Source organism: Desulfogranum marinum (assembly GCF_016918565.1).
GTDB classification, from domain to species: domain Bacteria; phylum Desulfobacterota; class Desulfobulbia; order Desulfobulbales; family Desulfobulbaceae; genus Desulfogranum; species Desulfogranum marinum.
Window position 1 is genome coordinate 84908 of the sequence record NZ_JAFFQD010000012.1, and the last position, 24816, is coordinate 109723.

Annotated in this window: 23 protein-coding genes; 8 read left to right on the top strand and 15 right to left on the bottom strand. The window is 45.3% G+C overall.

Translation table 11 applies throughout. The features are described 5' to 3' along the window. Positions 1-17: 17 nt before the first annotated feature. Positions 18-206, bottom strand: a complete 189-nt coding sequence (locus tag JWH17_RS08800; RefSeq protein ID WP_205222226.1) for a ferredoxin — start codon at positions 204-206, stop codon at positions 18-20. A gap of 513 nt (positions 207-719) precedes the next feature. Between JWH17_RS08800 and JWH17_RS08805 the strand changes: the two genes are divergently transcribed. The 3 genes from JWH17_RS08805 to ilvN all read left to right on the top strand — a co-directional run bounded on the left by JWH17_RS08805 (position 720) and on the right by ilvN (position 3784). Continuing rightward, positions 720-1190 carry an Lrp/AsnC family transcriptional regulator gene (locus JWH17_RS08805; RefSeq protein ID WP_205222227.1) on the top strand — a complete coding sequence of 157 codons (471 nt, stop codon included), beginning with the start codon at positions 720-722 and terminating at the stop codon, positions 1188-1190. Positions 1191-1818: 628 nt separating this feature from the next. Continuing rightward, positions 1819-3501: an acetolactate synthase large subunit gene (ilvB, locus tag JWH17_RS08810; protein WP_205222228.1), complete on the top strand. Its 1683-nt coding sequence runs from the start codon at positions 1819-1821 to the stop codon at positions 3499-3501. Next, positions 3488-3784: an acetolactate synthase small subunit gene (gene ilvN, locus JWH17_RS08815; protein WP_205222229.1), complete on the top strand. Its 297-nt coding sequence runs from the start codon at positions 3488-3490 to the stop codon at positions 3782-3784. Before ilvB ends, ilvN begins: the two co-directional genes overlap by 14 nt. 117 nt (positions 3785-3901) lie before the next feature. On the opposite strand, the gene JWH17_RS08820 is transcribed toward ilvN, so the two are convergent. The 8 genes from JWH17_RS08820 to JWH17_RS08855 form a co-directional block, all read right to left on the bottom strand. Continuing rightward, complete coding sequence (locus tag JWH17_RS08820) at positions 3902-4627, bottom strand: SIMPL domain-containing protein (RefSeq protein WP_205222230.1); 726 nt, start codon at positions 4625-4627, stop codon at positions 3902-3904. Between the two features lie 57 nt (positions 4628-4684). After that, positions 4685-5386 (bottom strand): orotidine-5'-phosphate decarboxylase, encoded by a 702-nt coding sequence (gene pyrF / locus JWH17_RS08825; RefSeq protein ID WP_205222231.1) that lies wholly within the window; start codon positions 5384-5386, stop codon positions 4685-4687. Then, a complete protein-coding gene (locus JWH17_RS08830) occupies positions 5383-5715 on the bottom strand; it encodes a hypothetical protein (protein ID WP_205222232.1) in 333 nt (110 codons plus the stop codon). The genes pyrF and JWH17_RS08830 overlap by 4 nt, the downstream gene beginning before the upstream one ends. 203 nt (positions 5716-5918) lie before the next feature. Beyond that, positions 5919-7028: an aminopeptidase P family protein gene (locus tag JWH17_RS08835; RefSeq protein WP_205222233.1), complete on the bottom strand. Its 1110-nt coding sequence runs from the start codon at positions 7026-7028 to the stop codon at positions 5919-5921. Between the two features lie 2 nt (positions 7029-7030). Further along, on the bottom strand, positions 7031-7618 hold the full coding sequence (locus JWH17_RS08840; RefSeq protein ID WP_205222234.1) for a DUF6657 family protein: 588 nt from the start codon (positions 7616-7618) through the stop codon (positions 7031-7033). A 249-nt stretch (positions 7619-7867) separates the two neighbouring features. After that, entirely contained in the window at positions 7868-9277 is a 1410-nt protein-coding gene (rsmB, locus tag JWH17_RS08845) for a 16S rRNA (cytosine(967)-C(5))-methyltransferase RsmB (RefSeq protein WP_205222235.1), read from the bottom strand. Between the two features lie 394 nt (positions 9278-9671). After that, positions 9672-10097 carry a response regulator gene (locus tag JWH17_RS08850; protein ID WP_332468396.1) on the bottom strand — a complete coding sequence of 142 codons (426 nt, stop codon included), beginning with the start codon at positions 10095-10097 and terminating at the stop codon, positions 9672-9674. After that, entirely contained in the window at positions 10069-11265 is a 1197-nt protein-coding gene (locus JWH17_RS08855; protein WP_205222237.1) for a two-component system sensor histidine kinase NtrB, read from the bottom strand. Before JWH17_RS08855 ends, JWH17_RS08850 begins: the two co-directional genes overlap by 29 nt. Positions 11266-12279: 1014 nt before the next feature. On the opposite strand from JWH17_RS08855, the gene JWH17_RS08860 reads away from it, so the two are divergent. Continuing rightward, positions 12280-14304: a methyl-accepting chemotaxis protein gene (locus JWH17_RS08860; RefSeq protein ID WP_205222238.1), complete on the top strand. Its 2025-nt coding sequence runs from the start codon at positions 12280-12282 to the stop codon at positions 14302-14304. Between the two features lie 481 nt (positions 14305-14785). Next, on the top strand, positions 14786-17107 hold the full coding sequence (locus tag JWH17_RS08865) for an EAL domain-containing protein (RefSeq protein WP_205222239.1): 2322 nt from the start codon (positions 14786-14788) through the stop codon (positions 17105-17107). A 201-nt stretch (positions 17108-17308) separates the two neighbouring features. On the opposite strand, the gene JWH17_RS08870 is transcribed toward JWH17_RS08865, so the two are convergent. The 3 genes from JWH17_RS08870 to JWH17_RS08880 form a co-directional block, all read right to left on the bottom strand. Continuing rightward, complete coding sequence (locus JWH17_RS08870) at positions 17309-18079, bottom strand: transglutaminase-like domain-containing protein (protein ID WP_205222240.1); 771 nt, start codon at positions 18077-18079, stop codon at positions 17309-17311. A 141-nt stretch (positions 18080-18220) separates the two neighbouring features. Continuing rightward, on the bottom strand, positions 18221-18616 hold the full coding sequence (locus JWH17_RS08875) for a hypothetical protein (RefSeq protein WP_205222241.1): 396 nt from the start codon (positions 18614-18616) through the stop codon (positions 18221-18223). A 455-nt stretch (positions 18617-19071) separates the two neighbouring features. After that, a complete protein-coding gene (locus JWH17_RS08880; protein ID WP_205222242.1) occupies positions 19072-19998 on the bottom strand; it encodes an RluA family pseudouridine synthase in 927 nt (308 codons plus the stop codon). A 596-nt stretch (positions 19999-20594) separates the two neighbouring features. Here JWH17_RS08880 and JWH17_RS08885 point away from each other — a divergent pair. Both JWH17_RS08885 and JWH17_RS08890 read left to right on the top strand, forming a co-directional pair. Next, complete coding sequence (locus JWH17_RS08885; RefSeq protein WP_205222243.1) at positions 20595-21065, top strand: MauE/DoxX family redox-associated membrane protein; 471 nt, start codon at positions 20595-20597, stop codon at positions 21063-21065. A 4-nt stretch (positions 21066-21069) separates the two neighbouring features. Then, the gene (locus tag JWH17_RS08890; protein WP_205222244.1) at positions 21070-21606 is read left to right on the top strand and encodes a rhodanese-like domain-containing protein; all 537 of its coding nucleotides are present in this window, start codon (positions 21070-21072) and stop codon (positions 21604-21606) included. A 229-nt stretch (positions 21607-21835) separates the two neighbouring features. Here the strand turns inward: JWH17_RS08890 and JWH17_RS08895 are convergent, their stop codons facing one another. The 3 genes from JWH17_RS08895 to JWH17_RS08905 form a co-directional block, all read right to left on the bottom strand. Further along, a complete protein-coding gene (locus JWH17_RS08895; protein WP_205222245.1) occupies positions 21836-22387 on the bottom strand; it encodes an Hsp20/alpha crystallin family protein in 552 nt (183 codons plus the stop codon). Between the two features lie 106 nt (positions 22388-22493). Further along, positions 22494-22880 (bottom strand): Hsp20/alpha crystallin family protein, encoded by a 387-nt coding sequence (locus JWH17_RS08900; RefSeq protein ID WP_205222246.1) that lies wholly within the window; start codon positions 22878-22880, stop codon positions 22494-22496. Between the two features lie 44 nt (positions 22881-22924). Further along, a complete protein-coding gene (locus tag JWH17_RS08905) occupies positions 22925-23371 on the bottom strand; it encodes an Hsp20/alpha crystallin family protein (RefSeq protein WP_205222247.1) in 447 nt (148 codons plus the stop codon). 211 nt (positions 23372-23582) lie between these two features. Between JWH17_RS08905 and JWH17_RS08910 the strand changes: the two genes are divergently transcribed. Beyond that, complete coding sequence (locus tag JWH17_RS08910) at positions 23583-24155, top strand: hypothetical protein (RefSeq protein WP_205222248.1); 573 nt, start codon at positions 23583-23585, stop codon at positions 24153-24155. The last annotated feature ends 661 nt before the right edge of the window (positions 24156-24816 follow it).

Sequence of the window (24816 nt, forward strand, 5' to 3'; positions counted from 1 at the left end):
GACTGGCCATGTTTTTCTCAGTCGTTTGTGATGCATCCAGCTGGGCACGAAGCAATAGCCTCTTCAACGCAATCTGCGCTTGTGTCAGCACCTTCAATTATAAATGCTTTGGTTTCATCATCGTCAAAACCGAAAACTTCGGGACATGCTTCAACGCATGCTTCACAACCGATACATTCTTCTTGGTCAAGCTGTAATTCTGCCATGGATAATACCTCCGATAGAGTTTAATAAGTTCCATTCAACACGTGTTGGATGGAGAAAATTTTATAAATACGATAAACGTATACATCAACCTTTATCCAAATGCCAACAGTCTTTTATCTTGTCCGGTTTGTATAACGTCTTTTGGAGTTTATCAAGTGGGTGGTTTCGAGTTTACTTCCAAGGCTGGTCCTTCATTAACGGCTGTTGGTGGAGCATGAAAAAATATCGGCCCTTGTTTGCTTTTCGCCCCGACTTTTCATCACTTTAGGCGGCGTCAGGTTCAAATTTTTTGGTTGATCCGCCGGCAGGATTATACCACGACGACGAGGGACAAAACCGTCACCGTGGCAGGCTTTACATCTATCGGAGATGTTTAGTCTGTGCTTTTGGCGGGAGCTTTTATTCGTCGAAAAAGAGGTGTATGTTTTGGTTGTAAAGTGAATAAAATAAGGTGATATTGGTCGTAGTCTTAATAAAATTAAATTTAGCCTGTGTTGCTTGGTACGGGGATTATGGCCTTTGATAAAATAGATATCCAAATTTTGAACATATTGCAGCAAGATGGGCGGATCACCAATACAAAATTAGCAAAGGAAATTGGCATTTCCCCTCCTGCAATGCTGGAACGGGTCAGGAGACTGGAATCTTTCGGAGTAATAGATAGATATGCTGCCATTCTGGATCGTGAAAAGGCAGGGTTTGGCCTGCTGGCAATCATTATTGTCAGTCTGAGCCTGCACCAGATATCTTCTTTGCAGGTTGTGAAGGAGCGGCTGATTGAATTGGAGGAAGTACTCGAATGTCTGCAGCTGACCGGTGATGTGGATTTTTTGCTGAAAGTGGCCATCAAGGACATGAAAACCTACACGGCGTTTATCAACGACAAGCTATCCCATATCCCTGGTATTCAAAATATCAAAACGTCCTTTGTGCTCGATACGCTGAAATCGGAAACCATGCTCCACATGCATCTGGAAGGTTAAAAAAAGCATGCTGCTTATAAGGCAGCATGCTTTTACTTGTATAGGCGAATAAGTTACGGAAGGCTGGTAATGCTACCAGCGCTCAGTACCTACAATTTGATTCACATTGGGACAGGATTTTTTTTCAGATGCGGAAAGGTTTTCAAATCTCTTTTCGTTGCTTAATTTTCTTAAACTAAGGATGTAGTAGTTTGTTGCAAGTGTTGTGTTTTACACTTTTTCGCATATGCTTAGAATTGTTTCGTTTTTTTGTGGAAGTTTTCGTTACCCCACCACGGAGAAGAGGAGGATGAGGGCAGGGCTTTTGTCGCGAGCGGTGATTTTTTCTTCTTGACGCAGCCCGGCAAGCTTGGTATCGATAATTTTCACATACAGTAACAATAACCCATATACAAAGGCGTTTTCGCATGTCCCACAACCTGTTTTCCACTCTCAACATAGCTGATTTTACAAAGCTGTTTGTAGTGGTAGCAGTGGTCGTCGTGGTGATTATTAATGTGAGGAGCGAGGCGCCGTAGCGGTTACTGAAAATAGTTTTTTAACCCCTGTCGGCGCCAGCCGGCGGGGGTTTTTTTTTGCTCCCGCAAAGGCAGCCGACAGCCAAACATGGAAAAAGAGGAGGTGTGTCATGGAGCAGTTAACAGGAGCAGAACTGACCATAAGGCTGTTGGAGGAGTATGGAATCGAGACCATTGCAGGTATTCCCGGTGGTGCTAACCTGCCCTTATACGATGCCCTTTCGCGTTCTTCGCGGATTCGGCATGTACTGGCAAGGCATGAGCAGGGTGCAGGATTTATCGCTCAGGGAATGGCCAGATCAAGCGGGAAGCCGGCTGTCTGTTTTGCGACCTCCGGTCCCGGAGCAACCAATATCGTCACTGCCCTTGCCGATGCCAATCTGGATTCGATTCCGGTGATCTGTATAACCGGTCAGGTTCCATTGTCCATGATTGGTACAGATGCCTTTCAGGAGGTGGATGTTTATGGGTTGACCATTCCCATTACCAAGCATAATTTCCTTGTCCGCTCAGCTCAGGATCTGTTGCGGATTATCCCTGAAGCATTCCATATTGCAACTACCGGTCGGCCAGGTCCTGTGCTTATTGATATCCCAAAAGATGTACAGCTCGATATCGTTGACATAGAAGAACTGCCCATCCCTGCATCTGCTGTTGTCTCTGTTGTTCACAGCCAGGATGATCTGACCCTGGCTGCTGCGATGATTAACAACGCCAAAAGGCCCGTGTTCTATGTGGGGGGAGGGATTGTACATAGTGATGCGGGTGCTGTTGCCCGTTTTTTTGCAGAGAAGAACAGCTTGCCGACCACTATGACGCTGATGGGGCTTGGTGTTATTCCACCTGAGCATGATCTGTTTATGGGGATGTTAGGTATGCATGCCGCCCGTTCCACCAATATGATGCTTGACGAGTGCGATCTTCTGATAGCTGCCGGAGTCAGATTTGATGATCGGGCGACAGGGAAAATCGGCGAGTTTTGTCCTGAGGCAAGGATTATCCACATTGATATTGACCCCTGTGAAATCTGTAAGCTCAAAGAGGCGCACGTCGGCTTGGTTGGCGACATCCGTGACACTCTGGACCGTTTGCTGCCCCTTGTCGAGAGTAGAGCGAGATCATCGTGGAATCAACACATACAACTGCTCCGCGCCAGGCATCCGTTTTTCTGTTCTGAAAATTTTGACTTCAGCAGTCCCTATGGAATCATTATGCGGATCGCCGAGATTGTAGGTGAGGATGCCATTGTGGCAACAGATGTGGGCAAGCATCAGATGTGGACCGCCCAGGTGTATCCCTTTAATCGAACGCGCCGGTTCTTGACCTCAGGTGGTCTCGGCACCATGGGATTCGGCTTGCCGACAGCCATAGGTGCGGCTTTGGAAAATCCAGATAAAACAGTGGTCTGTATTACCGGCGACGGTAGTATTATGATGAATATTCAGGAACTGGCGACCGCTGTAGAGCATGATGTGAATGTCAAGGTGATTGTCCTCAACAATCAATCGCTTGGTCTGGTTCGTCAGCAGCAGAAATTATTTTATAACGAACATATCTTTGCGTCAGAGTATGAGCACCAGGTTGATTTAGCTACCATTGCCAAGGGATTTGGAATGAAGTCATTTGATGCGCGCGACACCCTGGTTCTCGACGAATTACTCACCGTTGCCCTGCAGACGCCTGGACCCAGTCTGATAAATATTCCGATAAGTATAGATGAAGAGGTCTACCCCATTGTCCCACCGGGTGCAGCCAACTCTGTTATGATTGGAGGGAATTATGAGTGCGCATAACAATCAGCCCATTGCCGTTTTGGAACTGCTTGTCCGTAATCACCCCGGCGTGATGTCTCATGTATGCGGCTTGTTTTCCAGGCGCGCCTATAATGTGGAGGGGATTGTCTGTTTACCGGTTGCTACCGGCGAAACCAGCAAGATCTACTTGCAGGTGAGGGAGGAAGAACGGCTGGACCAGATAATGAAACAGATACAAAAACTTTCAGATGTGGAAGGAGTGGTTCGATACACCGGCGATCATCCTGTATTTACAGGTTTAGCAACGTACTTTACCTGTTAGCATTTACCGTTTATTGAAGCAGGTTGATGTTGCTGCTGAGTGCACTCGTTATCTGTCTGCCACCGGTGAAGAGTATTTCACCGGTGGCAGCAGAGAGTGAAATGGATGACCGCTTTGTCATATATCAGTGAGCATATAATCTACCGTGGTGACAACCCTGATTATTTTACGGTAAGGACTGTTTCGGTCACGGTCGACGATTGAGAAAATGCCTTGGCGAGCATTTCTGATTTTGCCGACAGCACTTCCAGAATCACGGGCAAATTGTTCTGCAGCTTTACGGGCACCCTCAGTTGCCTCCCGAATCATATCCGGTTTGATGCTGTTGAGGGTGGTATACAGGAATTCCGGCCGCATCTGATATTGGTCTCCGGTCAAAACGATCCCCTGTTTGATCAGCTCGCTTGATTTACCCATCAGCTGACGAACCAGCTCAACATTTTCAGAGCGTACCGTCAAGGTAGCCCGGGCAAGGTAGCGATACTGACGCTGCTGGTTGGCAGGGTTGTATTTTCTTGCCTGAAAGTCGGTGATGTCCGGAGGGTTGGCGGTGATATTGGTCGGCTGAATGCCGCGCGAGGTCAGAAAAGTGGTCACTGCGGCCTGTCTTTTCTGCATTATTTCATAAAGTCCGGCCAGCTCATTGCCTGCTTCGGCAAAGGAAAGCGGCCAGATTACCAGGTTGGCATCGACCTCCCTTTCTGCCAGGCCTTTAACCGTGACATAGCGGTCAGCATCTTTAAAGGAAAGGAGAGCTTTACCGCTGACAAAAGCAGCACCGATAAGGCCAAGTGCAATGAGGAGGCCGAGGATAAAAGCAGCTGTCGGACTGTTGGTGCGCATGAGGACGCTTCTCCTTACTATTACAATGTACCCTAAAAGATTATATTGCTTGTCAGGCTACAGGGCTGTGCCAATTTCTTGTTGCATAGCAGCGATAACCTGCTGTGGATTATCGGCATCTCGGATAGGTCGGCCAACGACCAGGTAATCGGCACCGTCTGCGATGGCCTTGCCTGGAGTGGCAATGCGCTGCTGGTCATTGGCGGCAGAACCGGCAGGGCGTATACCCGGCGTGACCATAATGAAATCCTGCCCCAGTTTTTTCCTGAGTGCTGCTGCTTCCCTGGCGGAACAGACAATACCGTGGCTACCGCAGGCAAGCACTGCTGCTGAGCGTTGTGCAACCAACTGGTCAACCGTTCCCTGAAAATGAAGCTCTTTCAGGTGTTCCTCTCCCATGCTGGTCAACACAGTCACTGCAAGAATGTTTATATCGGTGCCGGCTGCTAGAGCGGCTTCCACAACCGGAGTGTAACCATGCACCGTGGTCAGGGCGACCCCTCTGTCCGCAAACTGTTTTACAGCGAGAGTGACAGTGGCAGGTATGTCGTAGAGTTTGAGATCGAGCATCACCTTGTTGCCCCGGCCTATAATATGATCAATGACCGACCAGCCACCGGCAAAAAAAAGTTGCAGGCCAACCTTGAAAAACTTGATTTGATCATCAAGCTGTTCAACCAGGGCAGCCGCTTGTGTCGGATCAGCCACATCCAGCGCAAAAATGATCCTTTCATTGAGTGGAATGTGCTGATTTTTCATGCAGCGATCATCTCCTCTGTGAGCATACGATCAGCAAAGTCGAGAACAAACTGTCGTTGGGCCGGCGTTGCCTGGGCGATACAGGAGCAATGCATATTGCTTGCACTGCGAACGAGCAATTCAAATTTTATAGAGCCTTCTTCCAAAATGACTGAAAAGTAGAAAGGGCCGCAGTCATCATGACCGATCTGCTTTTCGCCCAAGAGGTCCGGTGGTACCTCCAGGAAGAATACCCCTTCCAGGGAACCGGGTTTAAGAGATCGTTTGAGATAACTGTCAAGGTTGTCTTTCTCAAGAAAAGAAAGTTCATCAATCATGAAATATCGCATGGTTTTCCTTAAAGCTTTTTTATATTTGAAAAAAGTCGTCCGCAAGTGATAAAGGGTGCGAATTACGTCACGGCTTTTTGTCAGAGTTGGTCATTGTTCTTCTTGAGTTTGCCCTGCTCTTCTATCACTGTCATGGAGTAGTACGTTGGTGTCTAGAGCAAAGCGTTTTGCAGGCATAGAGCGGTTGCTGATCAGATTGGCTTCTAGAGATCAAGAAAGGTCGTGTCTTTGTTGAGCAGTTCATAGCCGTTCTTTTTGACGATAACCATGTTTTCCAAGCGGATACCGCCCCACTCCGGCAGGTAGATTCCCGGCTCAACCGTCACTACCATGCCTGTCTTGAGTTTTTTGCGGCTCATGGGGGAGAGTCGCGGCTCTTCATGAACGGCAATGCCTACACCGTGACCAAGACTATGCTGAAAGGCCTTGCCGTAACCTGCGTCCTTGATGACCTGCCGTGCCGCCTGGTCAACATCTTTGCAGCTTGCACCACTGCGGATAGCCTTCATGCCGGCAAGTTGAGCCTTGCGTACAATTCGCACTCTGTTTTTGAAGGTGGAATCCGGCTTGCCGGCGATAAAGGTACGGGTCATGTCTGAACAGTACCCCTTGTAAATCAGGCCCATGTCAATCAGTACCAGCTGCCCTGTTTCAAGGACTTTGTCTGTTGGGACGGCATGGGGTTTGGCCGCGTTGGTTCCAAAGGCGACAATGGTGTCAAAACTCGGTTTTTCCGCACCCAATTCGTGCATGGTCAGATCAATTGCCAAGGCAACTTCCCGTTCGCTCATACCCGGTTCAATACTATTGGACACCATTTTGAAAACCTGTTCATTCAACCGGGTGGATTCGCGAAGTAGTTCCAGCTCTTCTTCGGATTTGATGATCCGCATCCGCTCGATCATCTCGCTAACCGGCTTGAGAGTGATGCCGGTTTTTTCAGCCATTTTCGAAAGGCTGGCTGCTGTGGAATGAAGCGTGTAGTTGCTCTCAAAGCCAAGGGTCGCAACATCCAGTGAAGGCAGTAGTTTTTTAAGCAGCTTAATAGGGCCTTTGGGATAATTTTGTACCTGGTAGCCTTGAGCCTCCTCTTCAGCCTGCAAGGTAAAACGGGAATCTGTGAGCAGGTGGGGTTTACCGCTGCTGGGGATGAGCAATATGCCGGATGTCTCCTGGATGCCATGGTCACCGGCCGTGTATCCACTGAGGTAGCGTCTGTTTTCCGGTTGGGTGACAAGCAGAGCGTCTATCTTTTCTTTTTTTAAGGTCTTCTGGAGTTTTTCTACCCGTTGAAGATGAGATCGTTTGTCCATTATCACACACCGAGTCGTTGTTTGAGTTGCTCGCGGTATTGGTTCAGGGCCTGCTCGTATTGCCCGTTGAGATCGCCCTCAATGCGTGCCCACTCTTCTTTGAATTGGGGCTCAAGGGTTGGGTCGATTTGCAACCCCTCTGATGACATTCCTTTTTGGGCCAGCATTTGTTCGATCTGCATCTGTACCTGTCCCTTGAGTTGCTCGTAATACTGCTCTCTGTGTTTTCCGTACTGGCCGGTAATACTTTGCAGCTCACCGCACATTGCTGCAAGGTCACTTGCCCCGCCTCCTAGTTCGATGATGCCTTTGAGGGCGGTGTCGATACGCTTGGTTGCCTCTTCATCGCGGGCAAGGAAAACGTTACGCAGTAGCACCTCAAGCATACCCTTGCGGATGGAGTTTTGCTGTGGTTCTGGCTGTTGATCAAGGGTTTCGGTCAATGGTGCTGCCTGTGTGTTGAGAAATTCGGCAGCCAGTTGCATCCCTTTTTTATGGGAAGCATCCTGCTCCATTTCGTCGGATGTGGCCATGCCCATACGGGCGGCTCTTTCCATTACCAGGTCCATGGTGGATTTAATTTCAGCCATTATGTATAAACTCCTTGTTTAAGTAGAGGGGATTTCTGAGTCTGTTGATTTACTAGGATCTTCGTTCAAGGTCAGGTAAGCGAAGCCTCCGAGGCATGATGAAAAAAATTGCCGCAGGTATGTATCTGATATTCCAGTGATTGTTTTTCATTATACGAGCTAAACGCTAGACTCCGAGAAATTGGGCGGAAAGACAGTAAGTCAACGGGGTCATGTCTGGCGAACGATTATAAGCATTGTTGGCCTAAACTACAAGGCAGGAGCGTACTGGAGAGCCGCTGCAAAAAAACCGTCGTTGGTGGGTGTTGGCAGTGGTTTGAAAAGGCCTTGTGCATCAACAAAGCAATGAGCGGTTGCAGGGAGCAAAGTACGTGCATCCACGATGGAATAGTTTGGTGTGGCAGCCAGGAAACGGGCGATGTTTTCCTCATCCTCCTCCGGCTCCATTGAACAGGTCGCATAGACCAAGATACCGCCAGGGTTGAGCAGTGATGCACCAATGGTAAGCAGCTGTATTTGATTTTTTTGGAGCTCAGCAATGTCTGATGGGCATCGATTCCAGCGGATGTCGGGGTGGCGGCGAATCACACCGGTACCGGAGCAGGGGACATCGAGCAGGATGGCGTCAAACCCCTGCGGGCGAGTTGCCGCAAATGCCTCCAGGCTTGATTGGACAATGGTCGTTTGTTGATTGAGCTGCAAGCGAGTGAGGTTCTCAAGGAGCAGGTTTGCACGTCGTTGGTCTGGTTCAACGGCTATTATTTCCCCATGGTCAGCTACCAGTTGTGCAAGGTGACTGGTTTTTCCTCCTAAACCTGCACAACCATCCAATATTCGATTTTTATCATGGAGTGAGCCTAGCAATACCGTGGCGAGTTGCGCTGATTCATCTTGTACCTGGAAGGCGCCTTGCGGGAATCCGGGCAGGTCGGTCACCATTCCTGTGTAGGAAGGCAGGTGTATCCCCAGGTTACTGTGGGTACAGTTGACAGCTTCTATGTTTTGTTGGGTAAAAGCTGTTACAAGTTCGCCTCTTGGCATAACCCGGGTGTTTACCCGCAGAGTCAGCAGTGGTTCGGTATTGTTGAGGCGACAGATATCTTCGCTTTTTTTCTTGCCGAATTGGTGTTGCCATCTATCAATCATCCAACCTGGGTGGTTGAGGATTGGGTACCCTTTTGTTTGCGCTTGTTCAGGCGTGGGCAGGGCGTCTTTTTTGCGGGTCACGTTTCGCAGGATGCCGTTGGCAAAACCCTGCAGCCAGCGAGGTTGTCCCGCATCTTTTAAGGTGTCGATTGTTGCATGCACAGCGGCGGATGGTGGAATACGGTCCAGAAACAGGAGCTGATACACTCCTGTTTCAAGGGTAACCAACGTCCTTGGCTTCATTTTTTTCAAGGGGTGTTTGGAGAATTGCTCAATGATGAAGTCTAGGTATTGTTTTTGGCGCAAAACGCCGTAGACAAGTGTTTTTGCAAAGCCTCTATCCCGCGGGGAAAGCTGTGTAGTCAGTTTGTTGAAAAAGCCATCAACCGGCGTATTCGCAGTCTGCCGGCCAAGGAGAATGTCAATGGCTGTTGCTCTTGCAGAGCTGTTTTTTGCTGTTTGAGTTTGTTGCTTACGGGATGGAGATTTGCTTTTTCGGGGTTTGGATGTCACGAAATTTCTACTCTTTGTTTGCTTATGGTGAGCGCTCCAATAAACGGCTTGTTGAAGGGCGAGTTAACGAATTTGATACTTGCGTGAGTTATCTAGTTTGAGATGCCATTAAGTGCGTCAGTGATTTGTGAATCGTAGGCTAAGGCATCCCAGGGGGTAAAATTTTGATTCTAATCGGCGGTATAGATGAGTCTGTTGATTTGCTGGAATTTTCGTTCAAGGTCAGGTAAGCGAAGCCTCCGAGGCATGATGAAAAAATAACCGTATGCATATAGTTGATATCGGAGTCTACGCTTCCCTCTGAGGATTGTTTTTTAACATAACCAAGAGATTGGGAGAAAAGGCAGTAGATCAACCGGCTCAGAGATGGGACAGGTATTATTAGACCTATGACCTACTGGTCCAAAACCTCCCTGACGGCAATAGCTATTTTTTCTCTCGTAACCGGTTTCATTATAAATTTTCTAATCCCTATTCCTTGGGCTTTTTTTTCTGAAAGCATAGAACTATATCCTGTGCACAGGATTATGGGAATTTCAGGCCGAATTTTTAACATTTCAATTGCTAATTCTTCCCCTGTAAGGTGAGGCATGGTCTGATCGGTAATAATAACATCATATTTTTCCGGGGAGGCCCGGAAAGCATCCAGTCCTGCTTTGCTGCTGGTTGTACTCACGACTGTATACCCAAGTTCCTCTAGAATTTCTTTATACATAAAAACGAGATTTTCCTCATCATCAACAACCAAGATTTTTTCATTGCCGGTGAGGACAGTCTTCTTCGTTTCCGAATCAAATGGAACAGGGGGGGGGGCTAACAACTGGAAAATAAATGTAAAATTCGCTTCCCTTGCCCAGTTGACTTTTTACGTGAATGTGCCCTCCAAAACTTTTAACGATTCCATGGACTATGGCCAAGCCCATGCCACTACCTTTGCCGAATTCTTTTGTTGTGAAATAAGGCTCAAAAATAGATTTGAGCTGACTTTTTTCAATACCACAACCAGTATCTGTGACCACCAGTTCAACACACGGTCCTTCAGGTATATTGGGTTTATCTACCAGGTCAGAAGGTTTCAAAATAATTTCTTGTAGCTTAACTGTTAATATTCCTTTTTCAGCTTCCATCGCGTGCAAGGCATTTGTGCAGAGATTTACAAGAATTTGATGGATACCGATTGGACTGGCCAGAATAATTCCACAATCTGGGTCAATTTTTTGCTGGATTTCTATTGTTGCAGGCAAAGTTGAGCGAAGCAGCTTGAGCGCCTCTTGCACAGAAGGAGATGGATTCATAGGACAGGCATCTTGATCTTTTCTGCCGAAGGCCAAAATCTGCTGTATCAATTCGGCCGCCCTCTCACAGCCCCGGAGGATTGGTTCTAGATACCTGTTTAAGTCACTTGAGGGTGGAATTTGTAGTTGGAGAAGTGAGGTGTACCCTGTAATAGTTTGCAGGATATTGTTAAAATCATGAGCCATGCCGCCTGCCAACTGACCGATCGCATCCATTTTCTGAGTGTGCAATAGCTGCGCTTCAAGCTTCCTTTGTTGCTGATCCGCCTCTTTCTGAGCAGTTATGTCTTTAATAATACAATACGTTTGCTGAAATTGACCATGGGCGGTTGTGCCCACCCTTCCATCAAGGTTGACGAACAGAAGAGAACCATCTTTTTTTACCATTTCAAATTCAAAGCCAAGTATTTCACCTATCGCTTTGAGTTTGGGGAAGTTTTTTGTAAAGTGTTCCTGCCAGTCAGGGGCTAGAAACTCTCCAAAATTCTTACCAATGACCTCCTCCCTTGAATAACCTAAAATATCTAACCAGGCTTGGTTTGTCTCTATGAGGCAGCCATTTTCATCCAGGGATTGATATCCTAAAGGAGAGCGATCATAGAGTTCCCTTAGATATCTATTTTCTTCGCCCAAACGCTCTCTTTCGCTTTCAAGTTCTGCCATTCGTGATTTTAGATCTTCAAGCTCAGACAATAGCAGTCCTCCTTAGGAATTGTGAGGCATCACAACGAGTTGTAAAATAATTTGGTAGTGTCGTACCCGGGACTCGATAAAGGACAGAGACTGTCATGCTTCTGCATTTTTTTAGGCAGGACAATCAATATTTTACGCATTCATATCACTCGATAAATAGTTTCTCATCCATATTCATTGCACTACGTTCAATTTCAAATCCCAATGCCTTGGCGTTATCTTTATGAAAGCTTTTCCACTTTTTTGCCGCCTCTTCTGATACTCTAGCGAAGTTTTTACGAGTTATTTTGTCTTCTTGGATTCTTTGCAGCTATGTCGACCAGCAAATTTTACGAGGCTCATTCCTTGTAACTTCAGGAGGCGAATCTAACCAGTTAACATATTCTAAAGTTGGCTTGTGGGTTCATGGCATTATCCCCTCCGCTATTGTGGATCTTTTTACACTCCTCTCTCTGGGTAAGTTACTCCACTGCTAAAAAAAAACGACAGCTTTATCTTGTCGCTGTATCAATTGTTTACTTCAAGTCGACCTGACAAAGAACAACACTGCTACATCATGGCAACGTTGAGATAATAGTGATTGTCGCAACCTCGTCTGGTAAGCATCAGATGTCAGTGTGCGGCCTGCAAAGGAGATGCTTTTTCTTGCTCATGAAAGGCAAGCTTCACTTCCACGTCCCATTCCCCTGTCCAGGTTACTACCCAGAGTGCTGCGAAGAATTTTGTAATGGCAAGGTTAATTGCTCAAACGTTACTATTCAGCAGCATTCCAACTTTCCACGATCTGCCCCCCAAGCTTGCCGATGTATCGAAGTCGGATCTTATCTGCTAATCGGTCAGCTTGTGAACATTTGGAGCACTACTGAACAGTAACAGTTCGCAGTAGATTGTCAGTTTTTAGATCTTCGCTGAAGTTACGTTTCATTAAAAATAATTTCCTATCTCAATTTTTTTACGATAGCATCTACCTATGAAGCGTAGTTCATGTTTACTAGGAAATATAAAGGTTTTTTTATGTTAGAAAATTTAAGAAGTATTAAATACACCACCTTGATGTACGCCATCGTCTTTATCATATTGATTTTTACCATTAGCATTATGTTCTTCACTTCCAACAGAGCGTCAACCAAAGGCCTTTATGATCTGGGCGAAGAGGGATTGACCACAGTACACACTGCAATGATTAATAGCTTGACAGCGTTAAACGAAGAACTGATCAAAAAGTTAAAAAGTGATCTGAAAATATTGGAATATGATATGACCTCGGGTGAGGATCTCTCTATTGATTCCTCCACTACTACAATTGGTGGAATGACTATCCCTGTCATGAAAAAGGGAACAAAAGCTGTTTACTCCGACACCAACCTTGTCGATAAGATGACCAAAGAAACCGGTGCTAAAGCTACCATATTTCAACTGGTTGACAATCAACTTCTACGCATCTCAACATCCGTTATCAAAAAAAATGGCAACCGAGCTACTGGTACCTCTATTGCCTCAGACAGTCCTGTTTACAAAACAGTTGTGAGGGGAGAAACCTTTTTTGGAAAGGCATACGTTGTCGATGACTGGTATGTAACAGCCTATGCCCCTCTTCATGATGCTAACCAAAAGATAATAGGAGCCATATTCGTAGGCTCAGTTATGTTAAATGATTCTATACGCGATCTCGTGAGCGGCACCAAAATGGGAGCAGGCTATTTCTATGCTTATGCAGAAAACGGGGATTATTTGATACATCCGACCCATGGTCCCGATCAAAACGTATTTGATAAAGTTCCTTCTTTTAAAACACATAAAGGAGGCTTCATTGAATACACATCATCAGCTGGACAAGAGAAAGTCGCTATTCTTGAATTTTTCAAACCATGGGGAATCTGGTTGGGAATAGGAATGGGCAGAGAGGACATGATTAATGGTGTTGATAAGAGATTAAGAAATGAAGCCGTTATTGTCGGCGGCATAGCATTTTTGGTCGGAGCCCTTTTGAACTTAGGCCTTGTTCGACTCATCAACGGCCGTGTCAAATCCATTGCTGATGTTGCGGCCAAAGTTGGTGAAGGCGATTATCGGGTTTCTTTTGATGTCCAGTCAAAAGACGCCCTTGGCTCCCTGTCCAATTCGTTGAATAATATGGTCTCCAGTTCGAATGAAATGCTTACCCAGATCAATGCATCATCTGAGGCTCTTGCCGCTTCAGCGACAGAACTGGCAGCCATCTCGGATCAACTCGTGAGTAACGCTGATCAAACAACCGACGTTGCAGATCAATCTGCGAATCACGCCAATCAGGTTTCAGCTAATATGAGTTCAATCGCTGCAGCTTCGGAAGAATCTGCCACCAACTTGAACATGATAGCATCTGCAACGGAAGAAATGGGGGCAACGATTAAAGAAATTGCAGAAAATAGTGCCAGGGCGAGCGGCACAACGCTCGAAGCAGTCGATGCATCCAAACGCTCCCAGGAAGTTGTTACTTCACTTGGAACAGCTGCAGAGTCTATCGGCAAGGTAACTGAAACTATAACAGACATTTCAGAGCAGACTAACCTATTGGCCCTTAATGCGACTATTGAAGCCGCAAGAGCCGGCGAGGCAGGAAAAGGTTTTGCCGTGGTAGCAAACGAAATCAAGGAATTGGCAAAACAAACTGCAGATGCAACAGGAGACATCAGGGATGCCATTGCAGACATTCAGCAACAAACATCCAGTACAATTGTCGACATAAATGATATTTCCAGCGTCATAACAGATGTTAACGAAATCGTTCAAGGCATAGTTTCAGCTGTAGAAGAGCAATCCATAACGACAAATGAAATCGTTGAAAACGTGAATCAGGCTTCTCTTGGTATCACAGAGGTTAATCAAAATATTGCGAACAGCAGTACGATGACCAACGAGGTCTCGGAAGGGGTTAGTCAAGTCAAAGACAGGTCTGTTGATGTAAAGGAATCAAGTGGGCATGTTCAGACAGCAGCGGATGAACTTTCTAAGCTGGCAGAAAACCTTTCAGCTCTTGTATCAAAATTTAAGGTTTAAAAATATCTCTGCTCCCACCGCATTACATACTTTCAAGTAATGCGGTGGTGAGTTTTATTTATTACTCTTCAAAACAGTTGGATTATTAAAATCGAACAAAAAATATAATCTATAAATAAGAGATTTGATCTCTTTTTAGAAATAGTTTTTTCGTAGTATATCTTTCCTTTTTTTTCCACCGTTGCCGATTGTTATTGGGCTGTCTAGGGTATATCTATTTAGTCCATCCGGTATCATTTTTTTCAGTATTTTGGCAATAAATGCGTCAAAAAAGAGAATGGTACCTATTCGATTTATCAGCATATGAGGATTCTACAAATCTGGGCGCGGCTATTGTGGCTATCCCCGAAGTCGGACGCATTTAACCAATACACGAGGATGCTGGGTAGAGGAATTGTCATGGCAATGAAATTTTACATTTTCATTGCGTTGTCATAAAATATAAGTAACCACAATAAATTATTCATATGATCATGCCCGTATGAAAACAACAAGCAAGCAATCAGCACTAATTTTCGCAGAGCAGGTAAAGCTGTTGTACACAGATGGCATGGTGATAATGTTTGTCTCTTTACTTGCGGGCACCTTGCTATGCTGGTCTCAGCGAGAGGTTATTGAGCATGTATTCATTTTTTCCTGGTTTTCAGCCTTTGTACTGGTTTCAATAAGCAGGGTTGTACTCTTCTTTCTTTATAATAAAACTAAACCCAACGCGGAAACAATTCTTCCCTGGTATCGTTATTTCCTGATAGGAACCTATTGTGCAGGGATTATGTGGGGAATGGCCTCTTTTTTCCTTTTTCCTCTGTCCAGTCAACTGCACCAGATGGTTTTTTTCCTGGTCTTGGTCGGCATTTCTGCCGGTGCTTTCTCTACCCACTGCTCCAGTCTTCCCGTTGTCATCGGGTTTCAATCTATTGTTCTCCTTCCACTTGCCATACGCATGCTGATGCTACAGGAAAGTGAAGGCTATAGATTCATTGGTCTACTTGTGCTCATTCTATGGGCTGTAATTCTTTCCGGAGCAAAAAAGATCCATGGAACCATAAGAGATAATATTGACCTCAGGCTTGAGAGCATTGGTAGGGAAAAAGCTCTTAAGACAAGCGAAGAGCGTTATCGTCACATCTTCAACAGTGCGCCTGTCGGCATCCTTCACTATGACACGAGGGGCATAATCGTTGATTGCAACAAGTACTTTGCTGATCTGCTCGGCTCCACCAGGAAAAAGCTTTTCGGCTTTGCCATGCTAACGAAAATTAAAGACAAAAAGATGATAAAGGCGGTCGAGCAGTCTTTGATCGAAGGGAGTGGTTATTTCGAAGGTGACTACAGGTCAGTGACCGGGAATCAAACAACACCTGTTCGCGCTTTTTTTAAAGCCATCCAGCCTGCTGGTGGAGATACGATAGGAGGAGTAGGCATTGTTGAGGATTTCACAGATAAAAAGTTGTTTGAAGAGAAGCTCTATTATCACGCGACCTTTGACTTTCTTACAGGCCTACCGAATCGTCGACTCCTACTTGACAAGCTTAGCGAAGAAATGTCACGAGCAACTCGACACGGATATTTTGGCGCTCTCTTGTTTATTGATCTTGACAACTTTAAAACCATAAATGACTCCTTAGGTCATTCTATCGGTGATGAATTATTGAAACTCGTGGCCAAGCGCATTAAGGAATGTATTCGCCAAGAGGACTCGGCTGCAAGAATGGGCGGTGATGAATTTGTTGTCATTCTCACTGAACTTGATTCAGAAATGGAATTGGCTGCAAATAAGGCCGGTATGATATCGGAGGAAATCCGCCTATGTCTCTCTGCTCCCTGCAAGGTTTCTGGCTACGAAATGCACACGGGCCTTAGCATCGGTGTTTCGCTTTTCCCAAAGCCGGAAAAAGGTGTGGATGATATTCTCAAACAGGCAGACAGTGCTATGTACAAGGCAAAAGAAGACGGTCGTAACACGATCCGTTTTTTTTCTCCACACATGCAGAAGGCTGCTGACAAGCGTCTTCAGCTCACTTTTGAGATAAAAAATGCCCTCAACAATAACGAGTTTACCCTCTATTACCAGCCACAAGTCGATCGACTTGGCAATCTTATTGGTGCGGAAGGGCTACTGCGCTGGAATCATCCGCAACGGGGGGTGCTGGCCCCTGGCTTCTTTCTTGATACTGCTGAAGAGAATGGACTTATGGCGGATATTGATAGATGGGTATTGGAATCTGCATGCGAGCAGATAAAATCATGGTCTGATGACGGATTGCTTGCCCATAATCAGACTATTTCTATCAATATCAGTGGCAAAAATATTTCTGAACCAAATTTTCTCGACACCGTTCATGATACCCTCATGGCAAAAAGAACCGATCCCGTTCACCTCGGTATTGAATTGACGGAAGGGAGCTTGATTTCAATCAGTGAACGGGTCGTGAAGCAAATAGTTGCATTTCAGGGGTTGGGGATAAAGTTTTCTATTGATGATTTCGGGACTGGTTATTCCTCTCTGAATTACCTCAACAAATTACCGATTAATACTCTTAAAATAGACCGTTCTTTTGTCAACGAGATTACAGGTGCCGACCAAAAAGTCGTACTCATTGACACCATCATTATAATGGCTCAAAATTTGGGCCTTGAGATCATAGCGGAAGGTGTCGAGTCAGAAATAGAATTATCTTACCTGAACTCAAAAGGATGCTCACTCTATCAGGGGTATTTTTTCAGTAAACCTGTACCTACCTCAATATTTTCCGAAATGCTTAAATCAGCAAAGAGCGGTCCAGTGTTTTTGGTCAACTAACACGGTAACCTTCCTATTTGTCTTATCTCCCGTCTTAGTTGCGTATTCCACATCGTCAAAGAACTGATCACTGTGCCGTGCAATCCAGTATTTCTCCGAGGCTGGATATCCCTTAACGGTATTAGCCCAGATTTCTCCGGGAGTTAGCCCGAAATCCGGGTTGATATGTCTAGATAACGTATAGACTTCTACGCCTTAGGTTTATTTTTCCAGATACGGCACTTTATCTAACGGCGAGAGGGGGACCGGTCTCGCTGAGAAGGGGTGCTGATAGTCAACGGTTTTAAAAATGCCTATTGACCTCCGTTTGGAAAAGGACGGAAAGGGGGATGAATATACCGCTGTTGGATCCAGGTAAAACCATCGTCCGGTTAAATAGATCCCAACATAGACATGCGATGCGGTTGGAGGGGCACCGCCTTCGGTATGGTGGGCGGATGCAATAAAGACATGCCAGCGGGGCAGGACACGACCCAGCAAAACCGCAAAAAGATGTGCCTTGGAAAAACAGGCTGACCAGACAAGCTCATCGTGATCGGCAAAATATGTAGCCAACTCTTTGATGGATGGCCAACGGTCGGCTGCAGTTATGGTGCTATAGGCCGTGCCGTCGACACGAACATTCCCTCCAAGCCAGCTCCACACATCTGCAATTCTTTTCCAGATTTCTTTTTCTGTACGCGGCCAAGTGGTGGGGACGCCGATAGCTGTCAGGAGATTCCGAACCTGTTTTGATCCGCTTTCGTAGTTATGAAAAAAGGTGTCGGTTGGCTCATGGGCAGGTGTTCCGACGCGCACCCAGAAATTCCAGAAACGAAGATAGGCGATTTTGCCCTCGTGCATAGTCTTCATGACTGTCATTTCGGGGTGGAGTCTACGGGGGATTTTTATGGGATGCCGAGCATTTTCCGGATTGATTTCCCAATCACTATAGCGCGTCTCATTCTTTTCCCCTGCCTTTTTTACACCCATCTTGTCGGCCTCCTGCTGAACGATACAATCGTTGATGTTTTTATCAGCAAAGCATCTGATTATGTCCGGTAACATATAATGTGATCCGAGAAGTTCCCGGATCACATCTGTTCAAGGCGAAGGCGTTATTTTTCACACTTTCTAATGCGGACATTTTTCCAATAACCTTTCTAGTTCAGGTTGTGCGTATTTTTTTGGAATAGCTGCTAAAGGGGCCTCAGAGAATGCTATCTCTACGGGCTTGGGTATTGCCAAAATATGCCTTTGGAAACCGACAATCCCAAGTTCTGCTTTGTGGTCTCGGTGGGAAATGACTTTCACTACTCCAAATTTTTTCTTCTTTAATTTAGGGACTGGAATCTCCCATATATCATTTGGGCTAAGTTCCGATTTCATTGTCTTGAGACATTCTTCTTTGTCGTCAAGGAACGCGATAAGGACCTCTACATAATCAAGAGTGGGGTTAACGATTTGGATAGTAGTGCCAAGGCCAAATCTCCTTTCCCAGGTTCCAACGAGATATGAACTGAATGACATTTTTTCCTCCTTTATTTTAGCTTATGGTTGCCTTGGGCTCTTTGAAGCCAAAAAGTAGAGGCAACCGTAAATAAACTGCGGCCGGCCTAAAGACGTCTTGCCAAGAGGCTTTCGCATGGCTTGTTCTTTGATACCTTTCACGGTTTGAGGTGGACATGTTCGTTCTCAGCGACATGACCGTTCAATGCTGGGGCATCCTTTTGAGGAGTTATTTTTTCAGTTAGGTATGTTTAACTTCTTATTTTATGCAAAATATGAGCCATCGTGTCATGAAAAGATATGAAGGGCAAATAGCAGGTGGGCAGGGCAACGACAAGAAAAGGCGGGAGGGGTAAGAGTGAATTTGGTTGATATGAACCAAAAGAGGTGGTCCATATCAACCAGAAACCAAAAATGAAGAGTTTTTATGCAGTAAAGATCTTTTGCAAATTTTTAGCCGGTGACAGTCAATATCTTCACTTCTTTTTTTTAGAACGAAACAGTTTTAAAAATTGTCCTGGAATACCTGTGTCAAAGCGGAGTGGTTCCCCGGTCGTGGGATGGGTGAAGGCAAGCACCTGGGCATGTAGCCCCATGCGTCCAATGGGGTTGCAACTTGAGCCATATTTTTTATCTCCGACGATAGGATGTTGTCTGTCCTGCATGTGCACTCTGATTTGGTGTTTTCTGCCTGTTTCCAGGGTAATTTGCAGCAGCGAGAAATCGTTGTTTCCCTGTATTTTTTTGTAATGGGTAACCGCTTTTTTACCCAATTGCTGATTTTGTGAAGAATAGACAATAAACGCTTTGCTCTCAGTTAACCAAGAGGTGATTGTACCTTCTGGTGGAGAGACGACCCCTTCTACCACCCCAACATAGGTACGTTGGCTGATCGTCGTGGCCCAGGTTTCCTGAATCTCACGTTTGATATGCTCGCTTCTGGCGAACATGAGGAGACCGGATGTTTCTCGATCAAGCCTGTGGATGATGAAAATTTTGTTCTCTGGATCTTCAGTTTTCGCGTAGTTGCTCAGCATCGAATAGGCTGTTCTGCGTTGTTCCTTATCCGTGGCAACAGTCAACAGGCCGGAAGGCTTGTTGATAATAATAAGATCCTGATCAATATAGATGATGTTCAATTCACGAGGATGCTTCTCTTTTACAATTCGATCCCAAAGTACTTCAACTTGTTGTCCGGGAAGCAGAACATGATCGAATTGGGTGACGGTTTCTCCATCGACGGACACTTGCCTGTCCCTAAGAACTGCTTTAATAACCTTTCTTTTTTTATTCGGTATATTGGTAAGCAGGCTGGCAAGAAGCGTATCCTTATTCTCAATCGTATAGGAGGAGGTATTCTTTTTTTGCTTTTGCGAAGGGGTACGATCCTTGGTGTTTTTCATCAATTTCACGAGGTAAAAGTATGCTTGTTCTGGTTGGCTGATGGTTTATTTTAGCGTCTGGTTAATATACTCTTTTTTTGTTTTGAAATCTTCACTATTTGTCAAGAGTGTCAGGGCAACCAAAAAACGGTAACTGTTCAGCAGTACCCCAACTCTTCACGATATGCCCGCCCTGCATACCAATGTGTCGCAGGTGGGGCTTATCTGCCAATCGGTCAGCTTGTGAATATTTGGAGCACTGCGGAATCGTTGCCATCATTGTTTTTTCGCAGGCCTAATCTGTTAACTTCCCATTGGAAAATTTTATGAGAAGGAGATGGTGTATTAGTATTACCTGTTTGACATATCGAAAGTGCCTATAGTATTTACATTTCTTCCGATTATTTCTGGGTGGAGGCCCCCCCTTCATCAATTCGGGATTGTTTGACATAGCCGTATGCTAAAGTGATAGCGTTTTAGAAATACATCTTTGCCGGATGAATCAAGCCCCATTGAAATTTATCGGAAATTAATCATCTGAAATACTCTTCACAGGTGTATGCCTTGTTGGGAATAAGCAATTTCGTTTCTTGAGAGACTTAAACCACATGAGAGTAATGGACTGGCTGTATAAAGTTTGTCGATGGATACTTGGCGGCATATTTATTTATGCAGGTACCACGAAGCTATTGGCCCCTGCAATATTTGCTACCTTGATCGATGCTTATGGAATCACTCCCGAAAGTCTGATCATGCCGGTCGCAATCACGCTACCACTGTTGGAAGTAATGGCCGGAATCGGGCTGCTATTCGATATTCGTGGAAGTCTGGCCTTGATTGCCGTCCTGCTGGTACTGTTCATTGCCATACTTTGGTACGCGATTTCGATGGGGCTGGATATTGATTGTGGCTGCTTCGGACCGGAGGATATCGAAGCGAAAGCGTTTCATGGGCTCAGATTGTCTTTGTTTCGGGATATGGTCATGTTAGGTGGAGTCGCTTTTATATATGGTTGGCGCAGGTTCGGGAATATTTTTCCGATAGCAACGATGGATTTGGTGAACACATTATTGAGTAAAAGGAGATAAAGAGATGCGTATAGAGAAATTGATTTTAAAAGTGGTGTTGGTTGTTTGTGTGGTGGCTGGAATGGTTTCTCCTGCCGCTGCCTTTTTGGGCGACAAATTTAAAAAAGAACGGGAGAAGGAAGACGGGGCAATTAAGTTGGTTCGGGAAGTTCAGCGTGGCGGGTACGATGTGGTTGCTACCGAAGAACTGAAAAAATGGATTGATTCCGGACAAGATATACTCATCATTGATACAATGCCACTGGCTGCCAGTTATGAAAAACAGCATGTGCCGGGTGCTGTTCAGTTTTTGTTTCCCATACCAGACATGGAGCAGTGGGATACTAACGAAACTGATGGTAAAACCCAGGAAGATTTCATAAATTTATTGGGTGAAGATAAAGACAAGCGTATCGTAATTTATTGTGGTTTTGTTAAATGCACCCGTAGTCATAACGGTGCAGCCTGGGCCGTCAAGCTTGGCTATAAAAACGTTTATCGGTATCCAGGAGGCATCTTTGCCTGGAAAGGATCTGACTATCCGATTGAAAAAGCAGAATAAATAAACATATTGGACGGTCCTCGCTCGCTCGCATAGATAGGGCGTCGGAGTCTGCGTTTACCTGCAAAAAAAAATCGCGCCTGTTCCATATAGCCTGCTTATGGCAGGAGCAGTAAATAATAGGTGGGTGTGTCCTGCCGGTTTTTACCCCTTACCAAACAGCAGGGGCTCTTCAACGGAATTTGGAAGGCTTTGCTGTCTGGTAAAGGGTTTTTCCCTAAGGTTGCTTTCAGGAACTTGTAATCTCAATTGTTTTGCCCGTGTGGGGAACTACCTTTTGTCTGGGCATGGTTACCGTCAATACACCATGTTTAAAGTTTGCCTGGATATTATCCTGGTCTATATCATCGGGTAAAGAGAGTACGCGCTGGAAAGAGCCATAGCTCCTTTCCATTCGGTAATAGTTCCCCTCTTTGGTTTCCTTTTCTTGCTTTTTTTCGCCTGTGATTGTCATGGCGTTGTCAGCCACGTTGATCATAACATCTTTTTCAGTGACACCTGGAATTTCGACCGTAAGGATATACTCCTTGTCTTCTGCACGTAAGTCAACCTGTGGTTTCAGTAGTCCATACGCACCCAATGGTGTTTGATTTCCACCAATTAAGTCTTTAAAGACGTTGCCGAATAACGTATCGAACAGTCCTTCAGCGCTATTGGGAAACGTAGCCGGAATTTTTTGTACTCTACCCTTTTCAACCGGTACTTTATTCACCGGTACTGAACGTTCCAGCTCTTCCTCTTTGCTAAACCAGTTCCACGGTGCAAGACTCTTTAGTTCCATGGTTGCCTCCTCTGCTTTGGAAGGGAAAAGCGTTTCCGCAGGGAACTGCTCATCCCTCCATGATTATACAGTTTATAATCTCATCGGCAGTCTTTTGGAGCTGTCATTATCCAGTGGTAATTTTAATTTGTTTGGGTTTGGCAGCCTCCAGTTTCGGTAATTGTAATTGCAGAACACCATCCTGCAGGTGCGCTTTGATATTAGGGATATCTATAGATTGCGGTACCGAGAAGGTACGACTATATTCAGCTGCGCCGAATTCCTGCCACCTGGTAGCCCCAGAATCAGTCACTGTTCTTGTGCCTGATAAGTATAATTTGCCGTTGTCAATGTTGATGGAGATGTTCTCTCTCTCTACACCGGGCATGTCGGCGTGGAGCAGTATTTCATTTGTATTTTCGAAGATATCAACTGCTGGAGTAACTACAGGCAATTCCCTGGCTGCGTTGACCTCATGTTTGTTGCTGGGTGTTAATGCTTTGTTGTCGCTCATTGTTAAACTCCTTTGCACCAATTTCTATTAGAGGGTATTTCTGCTTAGCTGATGGCGATTTGTTTTGGTTTTGCAGCCTCTGATTTCGGCAGTGACATGGTCAGGATACCATTGTGGAGTGATGCTGTAACTTTATCAGCATCTACTTCGTACGGTAAAGTGAAGCTTCTGGAGAAAGAGTTTGCCTCCCTTTCTGTTCTGTGAACAGTATATCCTTCCGGCACTTCTCGAGTTCTTTTACCGCTGAGTTCCAGGTAGTTTCCCTGGATTTTGACGTTAATGTCATCTTTTGATACTCCCGGCACCTCAACAATAACCTCCAGGTTGTCACCGGTATCGTTCAGGTTGGTTCGTGGATAGTTGTCAGCTGTTGCCCAGGGATGTCGTTGTTCAATAACTCGGTCAAAGTCCTGAAAGGCACTGCCAAGCCTGGAACGAAAAATGTCCATGTTGTTTAACATTTTTTCAAGTTCATTCATCCGGGTCCACATGTTTTTTCTCCTCATGTATGTGTTTGTATTTGTATGAGTAATTCGTTTTGTATGCTGAAAAAATAGTTATGATTTTTTAGGTGTCAACTCTATTTTATGCAAAAAATAAAAGCATGTCTGCATTACTTTTTTTATTTGCTTTGACATGGTAATGCTTCAAGGTTATCTTTTTTCGTATATCCAGTAAACTTATGGTTGAGGAGCAGGAAAAATGACAGCAGAATTTCCCGATTTGGGACTTTCGGCCGATTTGTTAAAGGGAAAGCAGTCCATTCGGGCAACTTTTAAATTGCCGGTTGAAATAATAAAACTTCTGAGTATTGCTGCCGCACAGTTGGGGATAAAACAGAAAACTCTGTTTGATCAGCTAGTTGAAGATCGTGATGTTTTATCCCAGGTTGCCAGGGAAGTTAAAAATAATGAACGAACGGCTAGAGAACGACGCCAGAAAACGCTCGTGTTGAGTCGTAACTCTCTTATTTCAATTGAAAAAGTTGCGCACGAGTACGAACTGCCAAGGGATGTGTTGGTGGAGGTGTCGATTAGGCGTCTGCTACCGGTCATAGATGCGGAACAGCAAAAGCAAAAAAGACGTAAAGCTGTTCTTGCGGAATTAGAGCAACATCACCAGCAGGGGCTACTGCTCTTACAAAAGACAATGAAGCTTGTCGGAAAAAATGATCGTGTATTCACGCGAATGAAACAGGTGCTGGAGCAGGAGGAGAAAATGCTACAGGAAATACAGGAAATAGTCCTTCGTGGACAACGCGTGGAAACATTTTAAGTCGCAGGTGAGCCCAAACAGTGCATCTTCTTCCTTGTTTTGGCTGTAAAAGGTAAGCGCTTACCGGAGTCCGCGTTTGTAGAAAGCTCTATGCGTTGTTGGGGCTTCGTTTCCCAAAGTATCGGTAATGGTAAAAGCCATACGATTTGGGTTGATAGGGGGGAACCAGATATCGGGGGGCAAGGTTTTGCTGCTGTTGGACACCATGATCGTGGTGCGCATGCTCGTCACGATGGCTTTGGATGGGGATTATTGATACATTCTCTGCAGTTTTGAATATATGCAGGTGGTGCTGTTTGGCTGCAGAATCCTGACAATCATATTTTCAAAGGGCATGTTGGTAGTGAAATAAAGGCCGGCCTTGGTCAGTCGGGCTATTTTGCACAGGAGAAGGCTCAAATGTGTGAGGATCTTGTCCTTGGTCGATTAAGACGTTGCTGCCGGCACGATCGCCTTCGATACGATCAGTGAGCCATTTCCGGGATGGGATGGAGAGAAATACCACTTTAAGCTTTCTGCGTGGAGAGAGGGGATGCAGAACAGGGTAAGCAGGTTGCCGTTAGCAAGAATGTTTGTATTTTTTGTATTGGGTGCTCCTTGATTATTATTTTATATTGTTAGTAATGTAGCAAAAGAAAGGAGTCAACCGGGTAGGGCATTC

Bases quoted from the DNA above. Each gene is read 5' to 3' on its own strand.
- JWH17_RS08800 (WP_205222226.1), bottom strand. From the start codon at position 206: ATGGCAGAATTACAGCTTGACCAAGAAGAATGTATCGGTTGTGAAGCA.
- JWH17_RS08805 (WP_205222227.1), top strand. From the start codon at position 720: ATGGCCTTTGATAAAATAGATATCCAAATTTTGAACATATTGCAGCAA.
- ilvB (WP_205222228.1), top strand. From the start codon at position 1,819: ATGGAGCAGTTAACAGGAGCAGAACTGACCATAAGGCTGTTGGAGGAG.
- ilvN (WP_205222229.1), top strand. From the start codon at position 3,488: ATGAGTGCGCATAACAATCAGCCCATTGCCGTTTTGGAACTGCTTGTC.
- JWH17_RS08820 (WP_205222230.1), bottom strand. From the start codon at position 4,627: ATGCGCACCAACAGTCCGACAGCTGCTTTTATCCTCGGCCTCCTCATT.
- pyrF (WP_205222231.1), bottom strand. From the start codon at position 5,386: ATGAAAAATCAGCACATTCCACTCAATGAAAGGATCATTTTTGCGCTG.
- JWH17_RS08830 (WP_205222232.1), bottom strand. From the start codon at position 5,715: ATGCGATATTTCATGATTGATGAACTTTCTTTTCTTGAGAAAGACAAC.
- JWH17_RS08835 (WP_205222233.1), bottom strand. From the start codon at position 7,028: ATGGACAAACGATCTCATCTTCAACGGGTAGAAAAACTCCAGAAGACC.
- JWH17_RS08840 (WP_205222234.1), bottom strand. From the start codon at position 7,618: ATGGCTGAAATTAAATCCACCATGGACCTGGTAATGGAAAGAGCCGCC.
- JWH17_RS08860 (WP_205222238.1), top strand. From the start codon at position 12,280: ATGTTAGAAAATTTAAGAAGTATTAAATACACCACCTTGATGTACGCC.
- JWH17_RS08865 (WP_205222239.1), top strand. From the start codon at position 14,786: ATGAAAACAACAAGCAAGCAATCAGCACTAATTTTCGCAGAGCAGGTA.
- JWH17_RS08870 (WP_205222240.1), bottom strand. From the start codon at position 18,079: ATGGGTGTAAAAAAGGCAGGGGAAAAGAATGAGACGCGCTATAGTGAT.
- JWH17_RS08875 (WP_205222241.1), bottom strand. From the start codon at position 18,616: ATGTCATTCAGTTCATATCTCGTTGGAACCTGGGAAAGGAGATTTGGC.
- JWH17_RS08880 (WP_205222242.1), bottom strand. From the start codon at position 19,998: ATGAAAAACACCAAGGATCGTACCCCTTCGCAAAAGCAAAAAAAGAAT.
- JWH17_RS08885 (WP_205222243.1), top strand. From the start codon at position 20,595: ATGGACTGGCTGTATAAAGTTTGTCGATGGATACTTGGCGGCATATTT.
- JWH17_RS08890 (WP_205222244.1), top strand. From the start codon at position 21,070: ATGCGTATAGAGAAATTGATTTTAAAAGTGGTGTTGGTTGTTTGTGTG.
- JWH17_RS08895 (WP_205222245.1), bottom strand. From the start codon at position 22,387: ATGGAACTAAAGAGTCTTGCACCGTGGAACTGGTTTAGCAAAGAGGAA.
- JWH17_RS08900 (WP_205222246.1), bottom strand. From the start codon at position 22,880: ATGAGCGACAACAAAGCATTAACACCCAGCAACAAACATGAGGTCAAC.
- JWH17_RS08905 (WP_205222247.1), bottom strand. From the start codon at position 23,371: ATGTGGACCCGGATGAATGAACTTGAAAAAATGTTAAACAACATGGAC.
- JWH17_RS08910 (WP_205222248.1), top strand. From the start codon at position 23,583: ATGACAGCAGAATTTCCCGATTTGGGACTTTCGGCCGATTTGTTAAAG.